Source organism: Enterobacter sp. TCD1-1 (assembly GCF_020567405.1).
Taxonomy (GTDB): domain Bacteria; phylum Pseudomonadota; class Gammaproteobacteria; order Enterobacterales; family Enterobacteriaceae; genus Enterobacter; species Enterobacter quasiroggenkampii.
This window is the reverse complement of the sequence record NZ_JAJCXF010000001.1, coordinates 821340-846014: the sequence shown is the minus strand read 5'-3', so window position 1 is coordinate 846014 and position 24675 is coordinate 821340. Positions and strand designations below refer to the sequence as shown.

Here is a 24675-nt window from a genome sequence, read left to right as displayed (position 1 = left end):
CAGACGGATTGGGCAGTAAAACATGCCCAGTTTCAAGACATGCTCTAAGAGGTCAAGATGTTATTTGTTCAGCTGGAACAGAGACATGCCCTGCATATCGCTAAACGCTTTATAAGACGCCTGCAAGGCCGCCTGCTGCATGGTGTAAGAGGAAATCGCTTCGTTCCAGTCGACATCAACCAGGTCGCTCATCTGCTTGGTCTGACCCAGCGCGCGGTCATCGCCAAGCGTATCGAGTTTTTCCAGCTCGTTCATCTTGGTGCCCACATCCGCAACGACCGTCAGAATATTGTTCTGGGAGTTTTTGATGCCGATTTGCGCATTGGCAATCACCTGGCTTTGCGCCGTTGCGGCAGCCGGATCGTTCTCAATCGGCGTCTTCAGCGACGCAATCGCAGAATCCAGGATTTTGAACATGTTCGTCTCGCCATATCCACCGCCCGGCAGCTGTTCCGCATTACTGGTAATGCTTTCGAAAATTTGCTGCCCGGTATGGCTAATGGCCATATTACGCGCCGTATCAACCTGCTGCGTGATGGCCTCAGCGCCGCCGTTATAATCCCCGGTCGCGGCATCAAACGGTGCGCTCTCGGTTTTGTATCCCGCAAAGATAAAGCGACCATTACCATCCGTCGTGTTGGCCAGGTTCATAAGCTGATCGCGGATCCCCTGAATATCGGTCGCCAGAGAAAGACGGTCGTCATCGCTTAATGTGCCGTTGGATGCGTAAACGAGCTTCTCGCGCACGCTTGAGATCGCGGTGTTCACCTGAGTTAACACGTTATCTTCCAGCGAGACTTTTTGCGTGGCGAAGGTACGCGCAAGCGCGAACTGGCTGTTTTGCGACTGCGATTGTGACAGAACGATGGCCTGCGACGCGGCGATAGGATCGTCCGACGGACGGTTGACGCGCTTGCCAGTGGACATCTGTTCACCGTAGCTCAGCCATCTGCTCTGGGAATCGGTGATCCCACGCATGTTCTGCTCATACATCATCTGGGTGCTAATACGCATTGTTCACCTCAACCTTAACGAATGTTGATAATTGCATCGAAGAGCGTACTGGCAGTCTGGAGAACCTGGGCGTTCGCCAGGTAATACTGCTGATAACGCTGCAAATTGCCATACTCTTCGTCGAGGTTTACCCCAGAGATGGTCTGCTGCTGCTTGATTAACTGCGTCTCCACGTTGGCTTTCGTCTGGCTGCTCACCTTCAGTGACGCCGTTGAGCTACCCACGGTACTGACGAGAGAGGCATACGCATCGTTGAAGGTTTTGTTGCCCCCCACGACTTTCGCGTTTTGCAGATCGAGCAGTTTCTGGCCGTTACGGTTATCACTTTCGCCGCCGTTCTGCACTGACGCCATCGCCAGTTTGGACTCGTCGCTGATCGCCAGATCCATGTTCATGATGACGTCGGAAACCGGCTTCACGGTAAAGCTGTCTTTGGTATTTGCCGTGCCGCTCACGTTGACGTTAAGACCATCAAACGACAGATTGCCGCTGGCATCCGGGCTCATCGTAAAGCTGGTTTTGTCTGATGTACGGGTGATCGTCCAGTCAGTACCGTTGAACTGCAGCTTATAGTCTGTCGCCTGGACCTGTTTGCTGTCCGTCACAGAGGCCGTAACAACCGCCGATCCGCCGTTCTTGCTGTTGGACAGCACCGCCGGAGAACCAAAGTTGAACAGCTTACCGCCCGCATCACCGTTAGCGTCAAAACCGGCTTCATGCTGCGTGTTCATCGAATCGGCAAAGGCCAGCGCCATCTGGTTCAGGGTATTACGGGCTTTATCCAGATCTTCCGTACGGAAAGTCAGTAAACCGCCTAATGAACCGGTGGTGATCATTTTTTCCGGGATCTCGACGTTCCCGGCCACGTCATCGACATAGGCCACGGTAGTACGGGCCGGATCGGCACTCGACTTCACGGCAGCCAGCTGGTTGGCTTTGCTGCCCTGTACCAGGCTGTAACCGTTGCCGAAAGAGATGTTAAACGTGCCGCTATCCTGGACAGAGACTTCCACGCCGACGATTTTGTTCAGCTCATTGACGAGCTGATCGCGCTGATCAAGCAGATCGTTAGGCGATGCGCCCGCGCCGACGCCGGTCAGACGGGAAATCTGATCGTTCAGATTGGCAATCTGTTTGGCATAGTTGTTGATCTGAGAAACGCTGGTGCTAATCGCGGTATTCACCTGCGTATCCTGGTCGCGAAGATACTGATCGTTGGTTTTAAACTGATTGACCAGACCGCCCGCTTTACCCAGCACCGTCTGACGTGCCGCCGGGTCTTCCGCGTTGCTCACCAGCGTTTGCAGACTCTTGAAGAAGTCCTGCAGCGTGGTGGAGAGCGAGTTGGTGGTATCGGAGAGCACGTCGTCGATTTTTGACATCTGCTGGTAGCGCGTCGTCAGGCCGCTGCTCTGCGTCTGCGCGGCGCGCAGCTGGTTGGTGATGAAGGCGTCATACTCACGCTGGACACCGGAGACATACACCCCGTTACCCACCCAGCCACCGCCGGTCAGCGTGCTGTTAGATGCGCCCAGCACCGTGGTCTGGCGGGTATAGCCTGCCACGTTATAGCTTGAAATATTATTACTGACGGTATTGAGTGCCGACTGCGCAGCACTGAGGCCACTCATGGCGCTGTTAATCAAACTGGACATGGGGGTTCCTTTTATACGTTCAGACACGAGTCCTGATGAAGGTTATCGGCAACCTCCACCGGGACTTGAGAACTTTCAGAACAGATTTTCAATATCTGTGCTATAGGCTTTGCTGACCTTCTCGCCCATTGATTTCAGCTGCTGGATCATGCTGGTGAGCTTACGCGCATAGTTCGGGTCGGTCGCGTAGCCCGCGTTTTGCAGCGCCTGAGCGCCCTGCTCCGCCGTCGCCGCCTGCGTCACGGCGGTATAGCGCGGATTTCGGCTCAGCAGGCCAACATAATCGGACAAGGCTTCCAGATACGAGCTGTAGACGCGGAATTTGGCTTTCACCTTCACCGCCGCACCGTTCTCGTATTCGGTGGTCGTGATCTCCGTGGTTGGCCCCTTCCAGCTGGAGGTAGCCTTCACGCCGAAGATGTTGAAGCTCGGCTCGCCGTTTTCCTTGCGGATCTGGCGCTGACCCCAGCCCGACTCCAGCGCGGCCTGCGCCAGAATCAGGTGATGCGGCACGCCGCTCTGTTCGCTGGCAAGGCGCGCAGGCAGAGAAAGCTGCGCCAGGAAGTCTTTGCTGTCACCGGAGAGCGGCTCATCGCCGCTGCCCGTGGCTTTCGGCATGGCTTTACGCACCATTTGCGTCAGAGCCTGGTTCTGATAGCTGGTCACCGTTTCCAGGTCGAACTTCATCGGTACCTGCTGCGGCTGATCCTGAGGCTGAATGCCCTGCGCGGCTTCGGTCTGCTTGACAATCATGTCAGCCAGACCGAGGCCTTTCCCGGCGGTCATCTGCTGCGCAATCTGCTGGTCATACATGCTGGTGTAGAGACGCGTTGAATCACTGCTGAACATCCCGTCTTTCGGCAGGGTTTCGCGCATGCTTTTCAGCATCATCTGTACAAACATCCCTTCCACCTGGCGGGCGACCGGGCGGATATTCGCCGCCGGGTCTTTTCCTGCTTTGGTTTTCAGTTCGTTGAGCGACTGGGCATCCCAGGCTGCACTGGTCAACAGTTTGCTATCGGTCAGCATTAGATGATTTCCAGTTTGGCGCGCAGGCAGCCCGCGCTTTGCATCGATTGCAGGATGGACATCAGATCCATCGGCGTTGCCCCCAGGGCATTCAGGGCACGCACCACGCTGTTCAGGTTGGCGCTGGAGCGCACGCTTTGCAGTGACCCGCCGCTCTGGCGCATATCAATCTGCGTTTGCGGCGTCACCACCGTCTGACCGCCACCAAATGGCGTATTCGGCTGGCTCACGTTCGCGGAGCGGTTGACCGTCACGGAGAGGTTCCCCTGCGCCACGGCGCAGCTGTCGAGCGACACTTCCCGGTTCATGACCACCGAGCCGGTACGGGAGTTGATGATCACCTTCGCATCCTGGACCGGAACGTTCACTTCCATATTCTGGATATCGGCCAGCATGCGCACCTGGTTGCTGCTACCGGTGGAGGTGCGGATCTGCACGGTGCGCGCATCGAGTGCCGTTGCATTACCGTAGCCGCGGCTGCGGTTGATGGTATCGGCAATCTGCTGCGCCATCGTGAAGTCTTCATTATTGAGCTGCAGGTTGATGGTGTTGCCCGCGCCAAACTGGGTCGGCAGTTCACGCTCAATGATCGCCCCGTTGGTAATCCGTCCGCCATTGAGCTGGTTCACCTGCACGCTGCTTCCGCCTGCGGATGCTCCCGCACCGCCGACCAGAATGTTCCCCTGCGCCAGCGCATAAACCTGGCTGTCGACGCCTTTCAGCGGGGTCATCAGCAGCGTACCGCCGCGCAGGCTTTTGGCGTTACCCATTGAGGAGACCACCACGTCAATGGTTTGTCCCTGGCGCGCAAACGCCGGGTAGGACGCGGTGACCATTACTGCCGCCACGTTTTTCAGCTGCATATTAGTTCCCGCTGGCACGGTAATGCCGAGCTGGGAAAGCATGTTGTTCAGGCTTTGGGTGGTAAAGGGGGTCTGGGTCGTCTGGTCACCGGTACCGTCCAGCCCCACCACCAGGCCGTAGCCAATCAGCGAGTTTTCACGCACGCCCTGGACGCTGGTGAGATCGCGAATACGGTCAGCCTGGGCAAAGGTAGCCACCAGCGCGAGCGCCACGGCGAAGATCGATTTAAACATGGGTCACCTCGCTTACATCGGCGATAAATTAAGGAAGAAGCGCTGCAGCCAACCCATATTTTGCGCTTCATTGATATAGCCGTTCCCGACGTACTCAATGCGCGCATCCGCCACCTGAGTGGACGGAACGGTGTTGGTGCCGCTGATGGTGCGAGGGTTAACCACGCCCGAGAAGCGAATGAATTCAGTGCCCTGGTTGATGGCGATCTGTTTTTCACCCACAACGTGTAGGTTGCCGTTAACCAGTACCTGGTCAACCGTCACCGTCAGCGTACCGCTGAAGGTGTTGCTGGCATTCGCGCCGCCTTTACCGTTAAAGGTATTGCCGCCGGACGCGTTCACATCAGCACGCGCGTTGCCGAACAGCCCTTCGAGATAGCGTGGCACAGTGTCGAAGCCAAAATTCGTTTTGCCATCGCGGCTGGCGTTCGCCGACGAGCTCTTGCTCGCGCTGACGTTTTCCTGCAACACAATGGTCAATGTATCGCCGACGTTACGTGGGCGGCGATCTTCAAACAGCGGCTGATAGCCGTAATTAATCGGCTGCGCGGTCTGGAAAATGGAGCCGTTTACCACTGGCGCAGGGCCAGGAACGGGTTGGGCAGTCGTCGCACCCTGGACCAAAGGTTTAGACGGGATCCAGGCACACCCGCTGAGGGTGACGGCCAGAACAGTCAGTATCGGATAACGAAACGCCGCGTTTTTTTGCATTGCCTTCATCTTCGAAAACAGGGAGCCGGCGCGGCGTTTACCGCACCGGGCTACACCTTAGAGTTGCGTCAGTTTCTGCAGCATCTGGTCGGTCGTCGACACTGCTTTACTGTTAATTTCATACGCGCGCTGGACCTGGATCATATTCACCAGTTCTTCCGCCACGTTCACGTTGGAGGTTTCAACATAGCCCTGATACAGCAGGCCCGCACCGTTCAGGCCTGGCGTACTTTCATTTGGCGTACCGGAGGATTGCGTCTCGGTGTAGAGGTTCTCACCAATGCTTTCCAGACCGGTATCGTTCATGAAGGTGGTCAGGTTGAGCTGCCCAACCTGAACCGGCGCGGCCTGCCCCTGCTGGGTTACGCTGACCACACCGTCACGTCCGATGGTGATGCTCAGGGCGTTCGCCGGGATGGTAATCGCAGGCTGGACCTGGAAACCGCCCGCCGTCACCAGCTGGCCGTTCTGATCGACCTGGAACGAGCCGTCGCGGGTGTAGGCAGAAGTCCCGTCAGGCAGCTGCACCTGGAAGAAGCCCTGGCCTTTGATCGCCACGTCTTTGCTGTTGTTGGTCTGAGACAGGTTGCCCTGACTGTGCAGACGCTCGGTGGCCACCGGACGAACACCGGTACCGATCTGCAGACCCGATGGCAGCGTCGTCTGTTCAGAAGACTGCGCCCCCGGCTGGCGGATGGTTTGATAAAGCAAATCTTCGAAAACGGCGCGCTGACGCTTGAAACCATTGGTGCTTACGTTTGCCAGGTTGTTGGCAATCACGTCCATATTGGTTTGCTGGGCGTCCAGGCCAGTTTTCGCGATCCATAAAGAACTGATCATAAGGAATCCTGTTAGCTCATCGCCAGAAGTTGGTTAGCCTTGCCCGCGTTTTCATCCACGCTGCTGATGATCTTCATCTGCATTTCAAAGCGGCGGGCGCTGGCGATCATGTCGGTCATGGCTTCGACCGGCTTGACGTTACTGCCTTCCAGAACGCCGGACATCACGCGGATGCTCGGATCGGCCTGTAAGGTGGCACCCCGCGTCGCCTGCGCCGCCTGGGTCAGACGGAACATGCCGTCGTCGCCACGCTGCACCTCTTTGCCTTCCGCCTTAACCAGCTTCAGACGACCGACGGGCGCAACGGTATTGGCCGGGTCGCCCGGGTTGAGCGCCGAAATGGTGCCGTCCGCAGCGATAGTCAGCTCAGAGCCTTCCGGTACGGTCAGCGGACCCGCTTCCCCCATCACCGGATGCCCCTGAATCGTCAGTTGGCCCGTCGCGCTCACCTGAATGTTCCCGTTACGGGTATAGCCTTCACTGCCGTCCGCCGTTTGCACCGCCAGCCAGCCGTCCTGCTGCAGAGCCACGTCCAGCGGGCGTGAGGTGTAGTCCATCTGCCCTGGCGTCATATCGGCGCCAGGGGTCGATGCGGTCACCAGTGTACGGGTCGGCAGGGAAAGCCCTTCTACCGGCACCGCGCGCAGCGCATTAAGCTGCGCACGAAAGCCCGGCGTTGAGGCGTTTGCCAGGTTGCTGGCGGTAACGGCCTGCTGATTGAGCGTCTGACTTGCCGCGCCCATCGCGGTATATATTGCGTGATCCATTGCGCTTTCCTGTTAGCCGCTTAACGCAGGTTAACCAGCGTGTTGAGGATCTGGTCCTGGGTTTTGATGGTCTGCGCGTTCGACTGATAGTTACGCTGCGCGACGATCATGTTCACCAGCTCTTTACTCAGATCGACGTTCGAGGCTTCCAGCGCACCGTTGGTCAGCGTGCCGAAGTTACCGCTTCCGGCAGTACCCAGCAGCGCCACACCGGAGGACTGGGTGGCAGACCAGACGTTGTCGCCTTCCGATTTCAGGCCTTCGTTGTTGGCGAAGTTTGCCAGCACGATCTGGCCCAGAACCTGGGTCTGTTCGTTGGAGTAGTTACCGACCACAGTGCCGTCGTCATTGATTTGGTAGCTCACCAGGTCGCCTGGTTTAAAACCATTCTGGCTGGTCGCGACGATATTGTTCGCACCGGTGTTCTGCTGCATGGAGTTAGCAAAACTCATGGCGAAGGTCGCTGGCGTCGCACCTGGGATGGTCGCGGTAGTGATGTTGATATTTCCACCACCGGTCAGCGTACCGTTATTATCGAAGGTCAGCGTGGTGGCCAGTGCCGCCGTGCTGCCTGCGACGCTACCGTCCTGGGCATACACTTTCCAGGAGTTAGCTGGGGTCGCATCTTTGACATAAAACAGGTTCATGTTGTGCGCATTACCCTGGCTATCAAAGACGGTCACCGTACCTTTTTTGTTGTACGTGTCCGGGTTAGCCGGATCAAAAGCGGTGGTCGGCGCGGTATCGGTAGAATTCAGGTTAATCTGCTGGGAAGCCGTGGTGGTGGACTTCGCGGCCATCAACGTGGTTGGGATATTAATGACCTGCGGGTTCGCCCCGGTCTGAACCGTTGATGGCGTCCCGGCAACCGGATAACCGGTTAACTGCATCCCCTGCATGTTCACCAGGTTACGGTTTTCATCCAGCTTGAACTGGCCGTTACGGCTATAGAACACAGAGCCGTTGGAATCGACCATACGGAAGAAACCGTTCTGGCTGATGGCAACGTCCAGACCACGACCGGTGTTGGTGGTGGTGCCGTCGCTAAAGTCCTGAGTGATGCCCGCAACTTTCACGCCCAGGCCGACTTTGGAACCGGCAAACATGTCTGCAAAGGAAGCAGAACCGGATTTAAAACCATAGGTCGCGGAGTTGGCGATGTTGTTGCCAATGACGTCCAGGTTGGTGGCCGCAGCATTCAGGCCGCTGACCGCTTGAGAAAAGGCCATGACTTACTCCTGATAAGTGTTAAGGCTTAGATAATCTGCCGAACTTCGTCGAGTGTGGTGGAACCAGAGGTTCCCAAATCCAGTTTGTTGCCGTCGCTTCCTTTAATCACGCCCTGGACCAGCGCGAACTGCAGCGGCTGCGCTACCAGCTGGGTCGTCCCGTTGCTGGCGCTGATTGCCACTTTGTAGGATCCGTTTGGTGCTTTGGTGCCGTCGGTCAGGCTGCCATCCCAGGTAAAGGTGTGAACGCCCGCCTTCAGCTCGCCGATATCAATGGTGCGAACCACCACGTTATTGGCATCCGTGATCGTTGCCGTCACCTTCTCAGCTGGCTGCTGGAGCTCAACGCCAAACGGCGTGGTCGTCGTGGTGGTATTGCCGTCGGTGGTGCTGGTGCCTGCCAGAATCGTGGTTCCCGGGATCATCACCCCGTGGCCAATCAGGCTTGCCGCCTGCAGAGACTGGGCGCTGTTAATCTGCCCAGAGACGGAACCGAGGGTGGTGTTCAGTTTCTCAATGCCGCTCACGGTACTGATCTGCGCAAGCTGCGTGGTCAGTTCGTTGTTCTGCATTGGGTTGGTGGGATCCTGGTTCTTAAGCTGCGCCACCAGCAGCGTCAGAAAGCTGCCCTGAAGGTCGGCGGCGTTACTCCCCGTCAGGGAGTTAGAACCTGTCGTACTCTTTGTGTTGTTAACACCCGAGTTCGTAGGATCATTCACATTTACGGCGATGGACATGCATGTCTCCTTTACTGGCCGAGAGTGAGTGTTTTGAGCATCATGCTCTTCACGGTATTAAGCACTTCGACGTTGGCCTGGTAGCTACGGGAAGCCGACATGGAGTTCACCATCTCACCCACCACATCCACGTTTGGCATCTTCACGTATCCGCTGGCATCCGCAAGCGGGTTACCCGGCTCATACACCAGCCTGTCCGGCGCCTGGCTCTCTACCACATCAGAGACCTTCACGCCGCCCGTCGCCGCGCCTGGCGCAGCATCGACCTGAAAGACAACCTGTTTGGCACGATAGGGCTGGCCGTCGGGTCCGGTAACACTGTCGGCGTTCGCCAGGTTACTGGCGGCCACGTTCAGGCGTTTGGACTGTGCGGTTAACGCCGAACCGGCGATATCAAAAATATTCAGCAAGGCCATCTATCAGTTCCCCCCCTGCAGGACGTTCATCATGCCTTTGATTTGTCCGCCGAGTACGGTCAGGCCCGTCTGGTATTTCAGGCTGTTGTCGGCAAACTGGGTACGCTCCCGGTCCATATCCACGGTGTTACCGTCGAGTGAGGGCTGATCGGGAATGCGATAAAGTAAATCGGTCGCTGGCGCGGTCATCGCCTGAGCAGGAATATGGCGAGAGGATGTCATGGCAAGTGCAACACCCGTTCCTTCGGCACGTCCACGCTCCATCACCTTTTTGAGTTCACTGGAAAAATCAATATCGCGCGCCTGATACCCCGGGGTATCGGCGTTAGCGATATTGGCGGCTAAAATCTCCTGCCGCTGGGCGCGTAAGTTGAGCGCTTCCTGCTGAAAACGTAACGCGGCGTCGAGTTTATCGAGCATGTCTCCTCCGCTGATGGCAAAATTTCAGTTCACAGCTTAAATCTCACCCGGTCTCCCCTATCGACGGAATAAGCGCAAAATGCGTCGCTATTTATTCCGTTGATGCAAAACCACTGCAGGTAGAATTCGTTCAACTCTGGAAACGGTGGAACTTGCGATGCAAACGTTAAAACGTGGTCTGGTGGCGGCTCTCTTACTGTTAAGCCCTCTGGCGCAGGCTGAAGGGTTACAGGATCGGCTAACGGCTTTTTTTGCTGAAAAACTGGCAGGCTTTAGCGATGACGTGACCGTTACCGTGCGCACGCCACCGAATCTGTACCCGACGTGTGATCAGCCGTCCTTCAGCGTGGTGGGGTTCACAAAGCTTTGGGGGAATGTGAACGTGCTGGCACGCTGCGCCAACGAAAAACGCTATTTACAGGTTGCCGTTCAGGCGACGGGCAATTATGTTGTCGCTGCCGTGCCCATTGCGCGCGGCAGCGTGCTGCAGACAAACAGCGTGACGCTGAAGCGCGGCCGTCTGGATCAACTGCCGCCACGCACCATGCTGGATATTAACCAGGCACAGGACGCCGTCAGCTTGCGCGACGTCGCGCCAGGCCAGCCGATACAGATCTCCATGCTGCGTCAGGCATGGCGGGTAAAAGCAGGCCAGCAGGTGATGGTGGTCGCCAACGGAGATGGCTTTAGCATCAACAGTGAAGGGAAAGCGTTGAACAATGCCGCGGTGGCGCAAAACGCCCGCGTCAGAATGTCCTCAGGCCAGGTGGTAAGCGGAACCGTCGATGCTGATGGGAATATTCTGATTAACCTATAATCTTTTTAAAGATTTCGCGGCGCGTGCCGATAAATATTCCACTAATGATGATGTCAGGCGCAAACGCCGCGAACCCTCGATGAGGACAACACTATGAGCATTGATCGTACATCAGCCCTGAAGCCGGTAAGCGCTGTACAACCTCGCGAAACGAATGACGCTACGGCGCAGAAAACGCGTCTGGAAAAACCGTCAACGTCCAACAGCACCAGCGTGACCCTGAGCGACGCGCAGGCAAAACTGATGCAACCGGGCAGCAACGATATCAATATGGAACGTGTTGAAGCGCTGAAAACAGCTATTCGTAACGGTGAGCTGAAAATGGACACCAGCAAAATCGCTGACGCCCTGATTCAGGAAGCACAGAGTTTCTTACAGAGTAACTAACCGTATGAGTCGACTGTCAGAAATACTGGATCAAATGACGGTTGTCCTGAACGACCTGAAAACGGTAATGGACGCTGAACAGCAGCATCTCTCTTCCGGTCACATCAACGGCAGCGCGCTGCAGCGTATTACTGAAGACAAAAGTTCGCTTCTGGCAACGCTGGATTATCTGGAGCAGCAGCGACGCGCTGAGCAGGATCCTAAGCGCAGCGCCAATGACGATATTATTGAGCGCTGGCAGACCATTACCGAAAAAACCCAGCACCTGCGCGATCTTAACCAGCATAACGGCTGGCTACTGGAAGGTCAGATTGAGCGTAATCAGCAGGCGCTTGAGGTGTTGAAACCGCATAAAGAAACCGGACTGTACGGTGCGGATGGTCAGACAGCGACTGCACGTATTGCGGGTGTGAAAAAGATTTCGATTTGACGCTAAAGCGACAAATTATGCAGTGGGGAGCACCCTAAGGTGAACTCCCCTTTTGGCGTTTATGCCGTCCGGCGGGCAAACTCTTTGACTTTGAAACCCAGCACCGCGAGCGTGGCAAAGTACGCCACCACCCCGACGCCTACTACGGCCATCAGCCGCATCAGTCGATAAGGCATGGTACCCAGGGACCATTCCGGCATCACGTACATCATGCCAAGCAGCGCGGCAGACATCACCAGTACCGCAACGATCAGGCGCGCCAGGAAACTCCCCCAGCCCGGCTGCGGCGTGAAAATATCCTGCTTGCGCAGCTGCCAGTACAGCAGCCCGGCATTCAGACAGGCCGCCAGACCAATCGATAATGACAGGCCTGCGTGCTTCAGCGGACCAATAAACGCCAGGTTCATCAGCTGCGTCATAATCAGCGTCACGATGGCAATTTTTACCGGCGTTTTGATGTCCTGACGCGAATAAAAGCCCGGCGCCAGCACTTTCACCACGATCAGCCCCATCAGTCCCACCGAGTAGGCAATCAGCGCGCGCTGGGTCATGGCGGCATCGAAGGCGGTGAATTTCCCATACTGGAAGAGCGACACCGTTAGCGGTTTGGCCAGAATACCCAGCGCCACCGCGCTTGGCAGGGCCAGCAGGAAGCAGAGACGCAGGCCCCAGTCCATCAGGCGGCAATACTCATCATGGTTGCCGCTGGCAAAACTTTTCGACAGCGACGGCAGCAGGATGGTCCCCAGCGCCACGCCCAGCACCCCGGACGGGAACTCCATCAAGCGGTCGGCATAGTACATCCAGGAAACCGAGCCGGACACCAGGAACGAGGCAAAGATGGTGTTGATAATCAGCGAGATCTGGCTGACGGAGACGCCGAGAATGGCGGGCCCCATCTGCTTGATGACGCGCATCGCCCCGGCATCTTTGAGGTTGATGCGCGGCAGCACCAGCATGCCGATTTTTTTCAGATGCGGCAGCTGATACGCCAGCTGTAGCACGCCGCCCACGGTGACCGCCCAAGCCAGCGCCAGTACCGGCGGGTTGAAGTGCGGCGCAGCGAACAGGGCAAAGCCGATCATGCTGACGTTAAGGAACGTCGGCGCAAACGCGGGAACAGAGAAGCGGTTCCAGGTGTTGAGGATCGCCCCCACCAGCGAGGCCAGCGAGATCAGCAGAATATAAGGGAAGGTGATGCGCAAAAGCTGCGAGGTCAGGGCAAACTTGTCGGCCGTATCGGCAAAGCCGGGCGCGGTCACCATAATCACCCAGGGCGCAGCCAGCATCCCGAGGACGGTCACCACCGCCAGCGCCAGCGTCAGCAGGCCGGAGACATAAGACACAAAGACGCGCGTTGCGTCCTCGCCCTGCTTGCTTTTATATTCCGCCAGGATCGGGACGAATGCCTGAGAAAACGCCCCCTCCGCAAATATACGACGCAGCAGGTTCGGTAATTTGAACGCGACGAAAAAGGCGTCCGTGGCCATCCCTGCACCAAATACCCTTGCCACAATGGCGTCGCGCGCAAAACCCAGCACGCGGGAAAACATGGTCATCGAGCTGACGGCCGCCAGCGATTTTAATAAGTTCATTAACGTGAATTTCCAGAACCATACGGATTTCCAGGACGGGCAAGCGTAAGCGCCACCCGGCAAAGCCTACAAGCGGCGCTTAGTCTACCCGGATTTCAACGAATTACTATCCGCAGATGTTACAGCGAGTTATTCACTCATGGCCTCGCGCCAGAGCCTTTCCACAACGCGCTGCGCCATGATGGCCTGCTCGCCGGACGTTTCAGGAACCGTCTGATTTTGCACGCAGGAGATGAAGTGACGGGCGCAACCGACAAAACCGCGCTGTTCAAGCGTGCTCTGCCAGCCAGGGGCAGGTAGCGTCACCACGCCGCTGCCCTTCTCCTCCCGCCATTCACGCATGTCGGTAATGTCGTACAACGCGCCGTCGGTGACGGCCTGGACGCATTCTCGCTGGCTGCCCGCACGACGATGCATGCTGGTGGTTACCTGCAGATGGTCAATCGAGAAATGATGTTCGGCGTAGACCATTTCACCCTGCTCGTTCGTCAGTAGCGTGCCACTTTGCAACTGCGCATTGCCGCTGGCGAGCCACAGCGCCGTATCCACAACGTGCAGATAGTCATCCAGCAGCGTGAAGCGCAAATCGTTCGGCCCGATGCTGTCTGTGCGGTGTTTATCCATCCGCAGCGAGGAAAGCGTGTCCGACTGTGCCTTCAACTGCTGATAAAGCGGTGCGAAGCGGCGGTTGAAACCGACCATCAGCGTCAGTTTTTTGCGCGCGGCCAGTTCAATCAGCCGCTCGGCATCCTGAACATTTTCCGCCAGCGGTTTGTCCACGCAGACGTGAACCCCCAAATTGAGCAGCTCGCTCACCACCTGATAATGGGTTGCCGTTGAGGTATGGACAAATACCACATCACACTCGCGGGCCAGATCCTGCAATGAGGCAGCATACGGCATGCGCCAGGTTTCGCAGATACGTTCTGCCTTTTCTCGGGTGGGTGACCATGCCCCTTGCAGGGTCCAGTCCGTCGCCGCACCTAAAACAGGCAGCCAGGCTTTTTGCGCGATACCGCCCAGCCCCACCACGCCTACGCGTAATTTTTTCACCGTCAGTCTCCCAAATGTGCCAGCAAGGCATCCAGACGCTGTTTCAGCCCTGCGACCTCGTCTTCCAGCGCCTCTACGCGGGCAACCAAATCGTCATCTCCAGCATTCAGATCGGTTGCGCTGGATTTAACTGAAATATCAACGTCACCGCTGAACAGATGCATATAGCGGCTTTCACGTTTGCCCGGCTCGCGCGCCAGACGCACCACGTATGGGCCGTCTTCGCGAGAAGCCAGCCCTTCCAGAGTTTGCTCGACCTCCTGCATATCGCTGAACTCATGCATACGGGAAGCGCGCGAGCGCAGTTCTCCCGGCGTTTGCGCCCCGCGCAGCAACAGCGTGGTGATGACCGCCACTTCCGCGCTGCTCAGCTTCAGGTCGCCAAATTCGGAGTTACAAAAGCGCTGTTCGTATTTGGTCACGCGGTTGCCGAATCCGCTGACGGTGCGCAGATAGTGGCGTTTTACCAGGGCGTCCAGCACCTCCTGAACGTCATGTTCGCTGAGGTTCATCACCGGCTCGCGGTTGGTTTTCTGGTTGCAGGCCATGGTCACGGCGTTGACGGAGAGCGGATACTGCTCCGGCGTGGTGACCTGTTTTTCGAGTAAGCACCCAATCACGCGCGCTTCTGTACCGTTTAGCTGATACTTCATCTTTTCTCCTTAACGACCTGCAGTCCAGTCCCGGGTGGTTAATGCCGTCAGAACGTGGTCGCGCCACTCTCCGTCTATCAGCAGATAGTCTTTGGCGTAACCCTCTTTCTCGAACCCTAAACGCGCCAGCAGATTTCCGCTGCGCTGGTTATGCGGCATATAGTTCGCCATAATGCGATGGATGTGCTGCGTGCGTTGCATATAGCGGATCGCTACCGTCAGCGCCTCGTACATCAGCCCCTGTCCCTGCCACTTCTGGCCGATAGAGTAGCCAAGGTAGCAGGCGTGAAACGATCCCCGCACCACGTTTGAAAAATTGGCGATCCCGATAATCTCTTTCTCTTCAGGATCCAGCAGCGCGAAATAAAACGCGCTGCCCTGCTTGTGAAATTCCGTAATCATGCTGAGGCGCGCCTGCCAGCCGGAAGGGTAACAATGACTCTCATCCCGAACGGGTTCCCAGGGTTTTAAAAACTGGCGATTCTCGGCGTAATAATCCGCCAGACGCCAGGCATCACGCTCATGCACCAGACGAACGACCAGCCTGTCCGTTGTCAGACGCACTTTTGGCACATTACTGCGATAGCCAAACATCGATACCACTCCTTCCCGTCACTTCCGCTTACCCATTAGCTTTACTATACCTGCGCCTGCGCCGTCTGTGAAAACAGTGACATACCATTTTCACCTCTTTTCACACTTTTCGATGAGAACTCTCTATCAAAGCACCCTTTTGATAAAAAAATATTGTCGCGTTCAGGGGTGGGAAAAAACGCGGCGACACCGCAGAATGTTAGCGTGCTCACCATCTTATTTTCCCTGGAGGGAAAATGTCCCGCGTATCACAGGCCAGGAGCCTGGGTAAATATTTCCTGCTCGTCGATAACATGCTGGTCGTGCTCGGCTTTTTTGTCGTTTTTCCGCTTATTTCGATCCGCTTTGTCGATCAGATGGGCTGGGCGGCACTCATGGTCGGCATTGCCCTTGGGCTACGCCAGTTTGTCCAGCAGGGCCTGGGCGTCTTTGGCGGGGCCATCGCCGACCGCTTTGGTGCTAAACCGATGATCGTAACCGGTATGCTGCTGCGCGCGGCAGGCTTTGCCACGATGGCGGTCGCTCAGGAGCCGTGGCTGCTCTGGTTCTCCTGTTTCCTCTCCGGTATCGGGGGCACGCTGTTCGATCCGCCCCGCACCGCGCTGGTGGTAAAGCTGATTCGCCCGCAGCACCGCGGCCGCTTCTTCTCGATTCTCATGATGCAGGACAGTGCCGGGGCGGTTGTCGGCGCCCTGCTGGGAAGCTGGCTGCTGCAGTATGACTTCCGTCTGGTCTGTGCGGCTGGCGCGGTGCTCTTTATTCTGTGCGCGCTGTTTAATGGCCTGTTCCTGCCGGCGTGGAAACTGTCGACGGTGAAAGCGCCGGTCCGGGAAGGGCTTGGTCGCGTCCTGCATGACAAGCGCTTTGTCACCTATGTGTTGACCCTGACGGGATATTACATGCTGGCCGTGCAGGTCATGCTGATGCTGCCGATCATGGTTAACGACATTGCAGGTACCCCTGCGGCGGTGAAATGGATGTACGCCATCGAAGCCTGCCTGTCGTTAACGCTGCTCTATCCGATTGCCCGCTGGAGCGAGCGACGTTTTCGTCTGGAACATCGTCTGATGGCCGGACTGTTCCTGATGACGCTGAGCATGATGCCGATCGGCCTGGTGAACACGCTCCAGCAGCTGTTTACGCTGATTTGCACATTCTATATTGGCTCGATCATCGCCGAGCCTGCCCGCGAAACGCTGAGCGCCTCGCTTGCGGATGCGCGTGCGCGCGGCAGCTATATGGGGTTCAGCCGTCTGGGGCTGGCACTCGGCGGGGCATTTGGTTACGCCGGGGGCGGCTGGTTGTTTGATGCCGGCAAAGCGTTAAATCAACCTGAACTCCCGTGGATGATGCTTGGCGCGGTGGGCTTTATGACGCTACTCGCCCTGTGGTGGCAGTTCAGCCAGAAACGCAGCGCGAGCGGCATGCTCGAGCCAGGCGCATAACTTTTCCCTCGGGCGGGCGCCGCTCCCGCCCCACTTCTCAGTTTTTTCTGCTGGTTTCTACCCATTCACGCTGACATACTGGCGTAACAGGACAGAAGCGCCGATTTTTCGTTGAGGAACACTATGAAGAAAATTGTCTTAGCCGCGGCATTGGTTGTCAGCGGTCTGCTGGTTGGCTGTAACCAGCTCACGCAATATACCGTCAGTGAACAGGAAATTAATCAGGCGCTGGAAAAACATAACAATTTCTCGAAAGACATTGGCGTACCGGGTCTTGCCGATGCGCATATCGTGCTCACAAATCTCACCAGCCAGATCGGACGCGAAGAGCCAAACAAAGTCACCCTGGCCGGTGATGCGGACCTCGATATGTCCTCCCTCTTTGGTAACCAGAAAGCCAACATCAAGCTCAAGCTGAAAGCACTCCCTGTTTTCAATAAAGAGAAAGGGGCAATTTTCCTCCAGGAGATGGAAGTCGTCGATGCGCAGGTGTCTCCGGACAAAATGGCGCCGGTACTGCAAACCCTGATGCCCTATCTGAATCAGTCGCTGCGGAATTACTTTAACCAGCAGCCCGCGTACGTCTTAAGTGAAGACAAAAGCAAGGGTGAAGCCCTGGCGAAAAAATACGCAAAAGGGATAGAGGTTAAGCCGGGTGAAATTATCATTCCTTTCACCGATTAACCTGAAGGGCGCTGCGGCGCCCTTTTTTTTACGGAAAAGTGTGCAAACGAAAACGTTTCCGCTTATGATTTGTGTCCGGCAAAAACAGCCATCCTAATGACTGATTCCTGACAAGCCGGAGCTTCCATGACTGCACAACCCCAGGTTCTTAAAATCCGCCGCCCTGACGACTGGCATATTCATCTGCGTGATGGTGATATGCTGAAAACCGTCGTGCCTTATACCAGCGAAATTTATGGCCGCGCGATTGTCATGCCTAACCTGGTGCCACCAGTCACCACCGTCGATGCCGCGATAGCCTATCGCCAGCGCATCCTCGACGCCGTCCCTGCGGGACACGATTTTACCCCGTTGATGACCTGCTACCTGACCGATTCACTGGATCCGAACGAAGTGGAGCGCGGCTTTAACGAAGGCGTGTTTACGGCAGCGAAACTCTACCCGGCGAATGCCACCACCAACTCCAGCCACGGCGTCACCAGCATTGATGCCATTATGCCGGTTCTGGAACGCATGCAGAAACTGGGTATGCCGCTGCTGGTTCACGGTGAAGTGACGCATGCTGACATTGACATCTTCGACCGTGAAGCCCGTTTTATCGAGACCGTGATGGAGCCTCTGCGCCAGCGCCTGCCCGCGCTGAAGGTAGTCTTTGAGCATATCACCACCAAAGACGCGGCAGAGTACGTGCGTGACGGCAACGATCTCATCGCCGCCACCATTACGCCACAACACCTGATGTTTAACCGTAACCACATGCTGGTGGGCGGGGTGCGCCCTCACCTCTACTGTCTGCCTATCCTCAAGCGCAACATCCACCAGCAGGCGCTGCGTGAGCTGGTCGCCAGCGGGTTCTCCCGCGCGTTCCTCGGTACCGATTCCGCGCCTCACGCCCGCCATCGTAAAGAGGCAAGCTGCGGCTGTGCAGGCTGCTTCAACGCCCCAACGGCGCTTGCCAGTTACGCAACTGTATTTGAAGAGATGAACGCGCTGGAACATTTCGAAGCATTCTGCTCTCTTAACGGCCCACGCTTCTACGGCCTGCCAGTCAATGACACCTTCATCGAACTGGAGCGTAAAGCGAGCCACGTTGAGGAGTCCATTGCCCTGACGGATGACACGCTGATCCCATTCCTGGCGGGTGAAACCGTAAGCTGGACGGTAAAACGTTAAAAAATCAATGCCCCTTGTTGTCAAACTGATAATATACCTGTATAAATAAACAGTATATTACACAGGGGGCATTTATGCGTATTGAAGTCACCATAGCCAAAACTACCGTTCTGCCTGCCGGCGCGCTTGATGCACTGGCAGGCGAATTATCCCGTCGTATTAACAATACCTTTCCTGACAACGCCGGTGCCGTCACGGTGCGTTACGCCGCGGCAAACAACCTTTCCGTTATTGGTGCCGCAAAAGAAGATAAAGATCGCATCAGCGAAATCCTGCAGGAAACGTGGGAAAGCGCTGACGACTGGTTCATCACGGATTAACACTGCTCCCTCATTGTGTTTTTTGCCGGGTCGCCCCGGCTTTTTTTTGCCTAAAATCCCGTAAGTTCAAATTAATTCGGCATCTTCTTTAAAAATCGTGAACGAGATGGTGTTTTATTGTTCGAACAATCCTAAAAAGCAGAAAAATGTGTTGCCACCTGTTTATTTTTCCCTTCGGAACCCTTATTACTTGGTATACTGAAGTTGCTTTCAGAAAAACATGCATTGAACCTCAAAGCCGTTGTCTTCTAACACGCATTAAGGGGGTTATAATGGAAAAGAATAGTGAAGTCATCCAGACCCATCCACTCGTTGGCTGGGATATCAGTACCGTAGATAGCTACGATGCGCTGATGCTGCGTTTGCACTACCAGACCCCAAATCAACTCAACCGTGAAGAAGCGGAAGTTGGACAGACGCTGTGGCTAACAACAGACGTCGCCCGTCAGTTTATTTCTATTTTAGAGGCAGGTATTGCAAAAATAGAATCTGGCGACTATCAGGAAAATGAGTATAAACGGCACTAAGCTTATGCCCACTTTTCACTCAACAGGCACCCTCGCGGTGCCTTATTTATTTCTCCCTTGTCTAACCCCGCGTTGTTAATTACTCTGCTAACAAAACATCAGTTTACGAGATGCATATGAGATACGACTTAATCATTATTGGCAGCGGATCTGTGGGTTCTGCCGCCGGTTATTACGCGACGCAGGCGGGCCTGAAGGTCCTGATGATCGATAGCCATCTTCCGCCTCATGCGGAGGGCAGCCATCATGGCGATACCCGCCTCATCCGCCATGCGTATGGCGAAGGCGAGCGCTATGTTCCGCTGGTGCTTCGCGCCCAGACGCTGTGGGACGAACTGGCGAAACAGACTGAAGACCGCATTTTCGAACGTACCGGCGTTATCAACCTGGGCCCGGCCCATTCTGAATTTCTCGCCGGCGTCGAACGCAGCGCGAAAGCGTTTAATCTGGACGTTGAGAAACTGGACGCGACGGGCATTAGCACGCGCTGGCCCGAAATTAGCGTCCCGGACGATTATATTGGCCTCTTTGAAGCCCACTCTGGTGTGCTGCATTGTGAAACGGCGATCAAGACCTGGATCGAGCTTGCCGAGAAGGCAGGCTGCGCGCAGCTGTTCAACTGTCCGGTGGACGCCATCACCCATGACGATAATGGCGTCACGGTAACGACCCTTGACGGTGAATATTCCGCGGATCGCCTGCTGGTCAGCGCGGGAACCTGGGTTACCCGCCTGCTGCCCGATCTGCCGATCCAGCCGGTGCGCAAGGTCTTCTCCTGGTTCCAGTCGGATGGTCGTTACAGCGTCCAGAATAAATTCCCGGCCTTCACCGGCGAATTACCCAACGGCGACCAGTTCTACGGCTTCCCGTCAGAAAAAGACGCGCTGAAAATCGGTAAACACAACGGGGGCCAGGCTATCACCTCCCCTGAAGAGCGTAAGCCTTTCGGCGCCTTTCCTCAGGATGGTTCGGAAGCCTTCTCGTTCCTGCGCACTATTCTTCCGGGCGTCGGCGGCTTGCTGTATGGCGCGGCCTGTACCTACGACAACACGCCGGATGAAGACTTTATCATTGATACGCTGCCGGGGCATGACAACACGCTGCTCATCACCGGCCTGAGCGGCCACGGCTTTAAGTTTGCTTCCGTGCTGGGTGAAATCGCCGCGCAGTTTGCCCAGGGTATTGCACCGCAGTTTGATCTGACGCCCTTCTCCCTCTCGCGTTTTAACGGATAATTCGCCACGGGCACCGGACGTCCCGGGGCCCGTTTCATTCACACTGCATTACGGGGCGTTATGCGCAGGATCGTTAGCTTTCTGATGAATAATATTCGCGAGCATTTTATGCTCTATCTCTTATTGTGGGCGCTGTTGGCCATTATTGATTTTGTTTACATTGTATTTTACTGAAAAGCCTTACTGACAATAATTGACGTTAATTTATCTTTATTGAAACTCACCATTTCGCTTGCACGAAGAGATTGAATTAGCGCCAGCGATCCTTTTCAAAATTGCTGAAATAAATAAAATAAAAATCAATAGACAATTATTTCAGTTGCAATATCCCGCCTTCCCGTTCATTTTTACTTTCCGGTTAATTTGAAAATGGACATTCTGATGCAATTGCGTAACTCCTCCCGGCGCTACGGAATAATATCCATAGGTTTGCACTGGATATTTGCTCTTGCCGTCTACGGTATGTTTGGACTTGGGCTCTGGATGGTCACACTCAGCTATTACGATGGCTGGTATCACCAGGCGCCGGAGTTGCATAAAAGCATTGGTGTCCTGCTGATGCTGGGGCTGGTTTTCCGCGTGATCTGGCGACATATTTCTCCGCCGCCCGCTGCGCCAAAGACCCACAGTAAATTTACCCGCCTCAGTGCCGTCGCCGCGCATATTGCCCTCTATGCACTGCTGTTTGGCATCCTGATTAGCGGCTATCTCATTTCGACGGCTGACGGTAAGCCGATTAACGTCTTCGGCCTGTTCGACGTTCCGGCAACACTGAGCGATGCCGGGGCGCAGGCCGACACGGCGGGGGTCATTCACCTCTGGCTTGCCTGGAGCGTGGTGATCCTGTCCGTACTTCACGGGCTTGCCGCCCTCAAACACCATTTTATTGATAAAGACGATACGCTAAAGCGCATGCTTGGCCGCTCGTCAGTTGACTCTGGAGCATAAAATGAAAAAACACCTGCTGGGTATCGCCCTGGGCTCTCTGTTATTCACCGCCGGTTCCGCCGTGGCGGCGGATTATAAAATTGATAAAGAGGGCCAGCACGCTTTCGTCAATTTCCGTATTCAGCACCTGGGATATAGCTGGCTGTACGGCACCTTTAAGGATTTTGACGGCACGTTCACCTTTGACGAAAAAAATCCCGCGGCCGATAAAGTCAATGTGACGATTAATACGAACAGCGTCGACACAAACCACGCAGAGCGCGATAAACACCTGCGCAGTGGGGAGTTCCTCAACGTCGCGAAATTCCCGCAGGCGACCTTCACTTCAACTGAGGTGAAGAAAGACGGCGATAAGCTGAATATTACCGGCAACCTGACGCTTAACGGCGTAACCAAACCGGTCACGCTTGATGCGAAATTACTGGGTCAGGGTGATGACCCGTGGGGAGGTAAACGCGCAGGTTTTGAAGCGGCAGGGAAAATTCACCTGAAAGATTTTAATATCACAACGGATTTAGGCCCGGCGTCTCAGGACGTGGAGCTGATTATTTCCGTTGAAGGTGTACAGCAGAAATCGTAATAACGTCGCCCGGCAGGCTTTCACCGTGCCGGGCGTTATTATCATTCCGGGTCAGGGATACCCAGTTTGGTATTCAGACGACCGCGTGATTTATTGAAAATCTTGTTGCCGTTTTCACGTCCTGCGCGACGGCGACGCTGCTCTTCTTCCGGCAGGATGCTCTCTTCGCTGCACAGCTCGCTACAACAGCCGTTAAACTTCTCGGCACAGGCCGGGCACTGAATGAACAGCAGATGGCAACCGTCATTTTTGCAGTTGGTGTGGGTATCGCACGGCGCGCCGCACTGGTGGCACTGGGCAATGACGTCGTCCGAAATACGTTCACCCATACGCTCGTCAAAGACAAAGTTTTTCCCGATAAAGCGTACCGGCAGCCCCTGCTCACGGGCGCGACGAGCGTACTCGATAATGCCGCCTTCAATGTGCCAGACCTTATTAAAGCCGTTGTGCTTCATCCACGCGCTGGCTTTCTCACAGCGGATACCGCCGGTGCAGTACATAACGATCTTTTTATCTTTATGCTCCTGCATCATCTCAACCGCTTTCGGCAGCTGCTCGCGGAAGGTATCGGCCGGGATTTCCATCGCGTTCTCGAAATGCCCCACCTCATACTCATAGTGGTTACGCATATCAATAAACACGGCATCCGGATCGTCCAGCATCGCATTCACTTCCGCCGCCTTCAGGTATTCACCGACGTCCGCCGGGTTAAACTCAGGATCGTCGATACCGTCCGCCACGATGCGTTCACGCACCTTCATGCGCAGCACCCAGAAGGATTTCCCGTCATCATCCAGGGCAATGTTCAGGCGTAAGCCGTTAAGGGCCGGGTCAAACTGATAAAGTACGTCACGGAAGGCGCTGACTTTGCTTTCCGGTACGCTAATCTGCGCGTTAATACCTTCACGGGCAAGGTAGACGCGGCCGAAAACGTTCAGCGCTGTGAACGCCTGATAAAGCGCATCGCGGGTCGCCTGCGGATCGTCGATCGTGAAGTATTTATAGAATGAGATGGTGGTGCGCGGTTCGGTTTCAGCCAACATACGCGCTTTTAACATCTCATTCGACACGCGGTTGTGTAACACTGGCATGGTGTACAGTCCTGGAATCGTTAGAGAGAATGAAAATTCGGTCGGCATCATATAGCAAACAAAACCAATTTACATCCACACAATTTACGCTACATTTCACACACCCTGATTAATCAGGCTTAACAATTGCTGTATTCGTGCACGCTTCGAAAGCAGATATTTTGGCTACGCCTCAAAAAATGAGACACTAGCAAAACAGGACGTTTGAACACAGGAAAGACATGACCCAGTTACCAACATTTACTGCCGCCCTTTTGCATCCCCGCTATTGGTTGACCTGGCTTGGCATCGGCTTTTTATGGCTTCTGGTACAGCTTCCCTACCCTGTTATTTTTCGGTTGGGTAAATTTCTGGGCCGTTTCGCACAGCTGTTTATGAAGCGTCGCGCCAGAATCGCGTACCGCAACCTTGAGCTGTGTTTTCCGCAGATGAGCGAATCAGAGCGTCACGACATGGTCGCGAAGAATTTCGAATCCGTCGGGATGGGGCTTATGGAAACCGGCATGGCGTGGTTCTGGCCGGACAAACGCATGGCTCGCTGGAGTGAGGTGACGGGAACCGGCATGGATCCGGTGCATACGCTTCAGGCCAACCAGACGGGCGTTCTGCTGATCGGCGTCCATTTTCTGACGCTGGAAATCGGGGCGCGTATGTTCGGCATGCAGGCGCCCGGCATTGGCGTTTATCGCCCTAACGATAACCCGGTCATCGATTTAATCCAGACCAACGGCCGCATGCGCTCTAACAAAAGCATGATCGACCGTAAAGATCTGAAGGGAATGATCCGCGCGCTGAAGTCCGGTGAAGTGGTCTGGTATGCCCCCGACCACGACTATGGCCCACAGGCCAGCGTTTTTGTCCCCTTCTTCGCCGTTGAAGAGGCCGCGACAACCACCGGCACCTGGATGCTGGCGCGGATGTCCAAAGCCGCCATCGTGCCTTTTGTTCCCCGCCGTAAGCCGGACGGTTCAGGCTACGAGCTGATGATGCTGGAGCCGGAACTCGCACCGCCGCTTGACGATGCAGAAACCACCGCACGCTGGATGAACAGCGTTGTGGAGAAGTGCATCATGCTCGCCCCGGAGCAGTATATGTGGCTGCACCGTCGCTTTAAAACCCGGCCAAAAGGCACGCCGTCCCGCTATTGATTTTCAACGTGCGGCCCTCAGGGCCGCATGCTGTTTTAGCTTTAAAAGCTCCCCCTCATTGCGGCAATCATAACCCAGGC

Annotated in this window: 29 protein-coding genes; 13 read left to right on the top strand and 16 right to left on the bottom strand. The window is 55.7% G+C overall.

The window, feature by feature from the left end:
• Window positions 1–60 precede the first annotated feature (60 nt).
• From flgL to flgB, 11 genes are all read right to left on the bottom strand, one after another.
• On the bottom strand, window positions 61–1014 hold the full coding sequence (gene flgL / locus LJA86_RS04075) for a flagellar hook-associated protein FlgL (protein ID WP_045910193.1): 954 nt from the start codon (window positions 1012–1014) through the stop codon (window positions 61–63).
• A 14-nt stretch (window positions 1015–1028) separates the two neighbouring features.
• Window positions 1029–2669 carry a flagellar hook-associated protein FlgK gene (flgK, locus tag LJA86_RS04070; RefSeq protein WP_045910192.1) on the bottom strand — a complete coding sequence of 547 codons (1641 nt, stop codon included), beginning with the start codon at window positions 2667–2669 and terminating at the stop codon, window positions 1029–1031.
• Window positions 2670–2744: 75 nt separating this feature from the next.
• Window positions 2745–3698 carry a flagellar assembly peptidoglycan hydrolase FlgJ gene (gene flgJ, locus LJA86_RS04065; protein WP_021240767.1) on the bottom strand — a complete coding sequence of 318 codons (954 nt, stop codon included), beginning with the start codon at window positions 3696–3698 and terminating at the stop codon, window positions 2745–2747.
• Window positions 3698–4795, bottom strand: a complete 1098-nt coding sequence (locus LJA86_RS04060) for a flagellar basal body P-ring protein FlgI (RefSeq protein ID WP_029740346.1) — start codon at window positions 4793–4795, stop codon at window positions 3698–3700. Before LJA86_RS04060 ends, flgJ begins: the two co-directional genes overlap by 1 nt.
• Window positions 4796–4807: 12 nt before the next feature.
• Window positions 4808–5506, bottom strand: coding sequence for a flagellar basal body L-ring protein FlgH (flgH, locus tag LJA86_RS04055; RefSeq protein WP_032666985.1), 699 nt, complete (start codon window positions 5504–5506; stop codon window positions 4808–4810).
• 57 nt (window positions 5507–5563) lie between these two features.
• Window positions 5564–6346 (bottom strand): flagellar basal-body rod protein FlgG, encoded by a 783-nt coding sequence (gene flgG, locus LJA86_RS04050; protein ID WP_008500810.1) that lies wholly within the window; start codon window positions 6344–6346, stop codon window positions 5564–5566.
• Between the two features lie 11 nt (window positions 6347–6357).
• Window positions 6358–7113 (bottom strand): flagellar basal body rod protein FlgF, encoded by a 756-nt coding sequence (locus LJA86_RS04045; RefSeq protein WP_008500811.1) that lies wholly within the window; start codon window positions 7111–7113, stop codon window positions 6358–6360.
• Between the two features lie 20 nt (window positions 7114–7133).
• A complete protein-coding gene (gene flgE, locus LJA86_RS04040) occupies window positions 7134–8342 on the bottom strand; it encodes a flagellar hook protein FlgE (RefSeq protein WP_008500812.1) in 1209 nt (402 codons plus the stop codon).
• Between the two features lie 26 nt (window positions 8343–8368).
• Window positions 8369–9079: a flagellar hook assembly protein FlgD gene (flgD, locus tag LJA86_RS04035; RefSeq protein WP_032650840.1), complete on the bottom strand. Its 711-nt coding sequence runs from the start codon at window positions 9077–9079 to the stop codon at window positions 8369–8371.
• 11 nt (window positions 9080–9090) lie between these two features.
• A complete protein-coding gene (gene flgC / locus LJA86_RS04030; protein WP_008500814.1) occupies window positions 9091–9495 on the bottom strand; it encodes a flagellar basal body rod protein FlgC in 405 nt (134 codons plus the stop codon).
• 3 nt (window positions 9496–9498) lie between these two features.
• The gene (gene flgB / locus LJA86_RS04025) at window positions 9499–9915 is read right to left on the bottom strand and encodes a flagellar basal body rod protein FlgB (protein WP_008500815.1); all 417 of its coding nucleotides are present in this window, start codon (window positions 9913–9915) and stop codon (window positions 9499–9501) included.
• 157 nt (window positions 9916–10072) lie between these two features.
• Here flgB and flgA point away from each other — a divergent pair, with 157 nt between their 5' ends.
• From flgA to flgN, 3 genes are all read left to right on the top strand, one after another.
• Window positions 10073–10732 carry a flagellar basal body P-ring formation chaperone FlgA gene (flgA, locus tag LJA86_RS04020; RefSeq protein ID WP_023327100.1) on the top strand — a complete coding sequence of 220 codons (660 nt, stop codon included), beginning with the start codon at window positions 10073–10075 and terminating at the stop codon, window positions 10730–10732.
• Between the two features lie 93 nt (window positions 10733–10825).
• Window positions 10826–11119: a flagellar biosynthesis anti-sigma factor FlgM gene (gene flgM / locus LJA86_RS04015; RefSeq protein ID WP_008500817.1), complete on the top strand. Its 294-nt coding sequence runs from the start codon at window positions 10826–10828 to the stop codon at window positions 11117–11119.
• A 4-nt stretch (window positions 11120–11123) separates the two neighbouring features.
• Window positions 11124–11549, top strand: a complete 426-nt coding sequence (gene flgN / locus LJA86_RS04010; RefSeq protein ID WP_008500818.1) for a flagella biosynthesis chaperone FlgN — start codon at window positions 11124–11126, stop codon at window positions 11547–11549.
• A gap of 59 nt (window positions 11550–11608) precedes the next feature.
• On the opposite strand, the gene murJ is transcribed toward flgN, so the two are convergent.
• The 4 genes from murJ to rimJ form a co-directional block, all read right to left on the bottom strand.
• Window positions 11609–13144 (bottom strand): murein biosynthesis integral membrane protein MurJ, encoded by a 1536-nt coding sequence (gene murJ, locus LJA86_RS04005; protein ID WP_048975864.1) that lies wholly within the window; start codon window positions 13142–13144, stop codon window positions 11609–11611.
• 129 nt (window positions 13145–13273) lie between these two features.
• Window positions 13274–14197 (bottom strand): Gfo/Idh/MocA family protein, encoded by a 924-nt coding sequence (locus tag LJA86_RS04000; RefSeq protein WP_063621368.1) that lies wholly within the window; start codon window positions 14195–14197, stop codon window positions 13274–13276.
• Between the two features lie 2 nt (window positions 14198–14199).
• Window positions 14200–14850, bottom strand: coding sequence for a YceH family protein (locus LJA86_RS03995; RefSeq protein WP_048222512.1), 651 nt, complete (start codon window positions 14848–14850; stop codon window positions 14200–14202).
• 9 nt (window positions 14851–14859) lie between these two features.
• The gene (gene rimJ / locus LJA86_RS03990; protein ID WP_008500822.1) at window positions 14860–15444 is read right to left on the bottom strand and encodes a ribosomal protein S5-alanine N-acetyltransferase; all 585 of its coding nucleotides are present in this window, start codon (window positions 15442–15444) and stop codon (window positions 14860–14862) included.
• Between the two features lie 236 nt (window positions 15445–15680).
• On the opposite strand from rimJ, the gene mdtH reads away from it, so the two are divergent.
• The 9 genes from mdtH to LJA86_RS03945 all read left to right on the top strand — a co-directional run bounded on the left by mdtH (window position 15681) and on the right by LJA86_RS03945 (window position 22356).
• Window positions 15681–16889, top strand: coding sequence for a multidrug efflux MFS transporter MdtH (gene mdtH / locus LJA86_RS03985; RefSeq protein WP_045910187.1), 1209 nt, complete (start codon window positions 15681–15683; stop codon window positions 16887–16889).
• A gap of 123 nt (window positions 16890–17012) precedes the next feature.
• Window positions 17013–17573, top strand: coding sequence for a lipoprotein (locus LJA86_RS03980; protein ID WP_045910186.1), 561 nt, complete (start codon window positions 17013–17015; stop codon window positions 17571–17573).
• A gap of 126 nt (window positions 17574–17699) precedes the next feature.
• Window positions 17700–18746 (top strand): dihydroorotase, encoded by a 1047-nt coding sequence (gene pyrC / locus LJA86_RS03975; RefSeq protein WP_045334677.1) that lies wholly within the window; start codon window positions 17700–17702, stop codon window positions 18744–18746.
• 74 nt (window positions 18747–18820) lie between these two features.
• A complete protein-coding gene (dinI, locus tag LJA86_RS03970; RefSeq protein WP_008500826.1) occupies window positions 18821–19066 on the top strand; it encodes a DNA damage-inducible protein I in 246 nt (81 codons plus the stop codon).
• Between the two features lie 272 nt (window positions 19067–19338).
• Window positions 19339–19593, top strand: a complete 255-nt coding sequence (bssS, locus tag LJA86_RS03965) for a biofilm formation regulator BssS (RefSeq protein ID WP_008500827.1) — start codon at window positions 19339–19341, stop codon at window positions 19591–19593.
• 116 nt (window positions 19594–19709) lie between these two features.
• Window positions 19710–20828: an N-methyl-L-tryptophan oxidase gene (gene solA / locus LJA86_RS03960; protein WP_229225673.1), complete on the top strand. Its 1119-nt coding sequence runs from the start codon at window positions 19710–19712 to the stop codon at window positions 20826–20828.
• 60 nt (window positions 20829–20888) lie between these two features.
• Entirely contained in the window at window positions 20889–21002 is a 114-nt protein-coding gene (locus tag LJA86_RS03955) for a DUF2770 family protein (RefSeq protein WP_032645429.1), read from the top strand.
• A gap of 207 nt (window positions 21003–21209) precedes the next feature.
• Window positions 21210–21776 carry a cytochrome b gene (locus tag LJA86_RS03950; RefSeq protein ID WP_104950887.1) on the top strand — a complete coding sequence of 189 codons (567 nt, stop codon included), beginning with the start codon at window positions 21210–21212 and terminating at the stop codon, window positions 21774–21776.
• 1 nt (window position 21777) lies between these two features.
• On the top strand, window positions 21778–22356 hold the full coding sequence (locus LJA86_RS03945) for a YceI family protein (protein WP_045401851.1): 579 nt from the start codon (window positions 21778–21780) through the stop codon (window positions 22354–22356).
• A 41-nt stretch (window positions 22357–22397) separates the two neighbouring features.
• Here LJA86_RS03945 and LJA86_RS03940 read toward each other — a convergent pair whose 3' ends face one another.
• Window positions 22398–23447: a rhodanese-related sulfurtransferase gene (locus LJA86_RS03940; protein ID WP_008500831.1), complete on the bottom strand. Its 1050-nt coding sequence runs from the start codon at window positions 23445–23447 to the stop codon at window positions 22398–22400.
• Between the two features lie 221 nt (window positions 23448–23668).
• Between LJA86_RS03940 and LJA86_RS03935 the strand changes: the two genes are divergently transcribed.
• Complete coding sequence (locus LJA86_RS03935; RefSeq protein ID WP_045910183.1) at window positions 23669–24595, top strand: Kdo(2)-lipid IV(A) acyltransferase; 927 nt, start codon at window positions 23669–23671, stop codon at window positions 24593–24595.
• Window positions 24596–24675 lie beyond the last annotated feature (80 nt).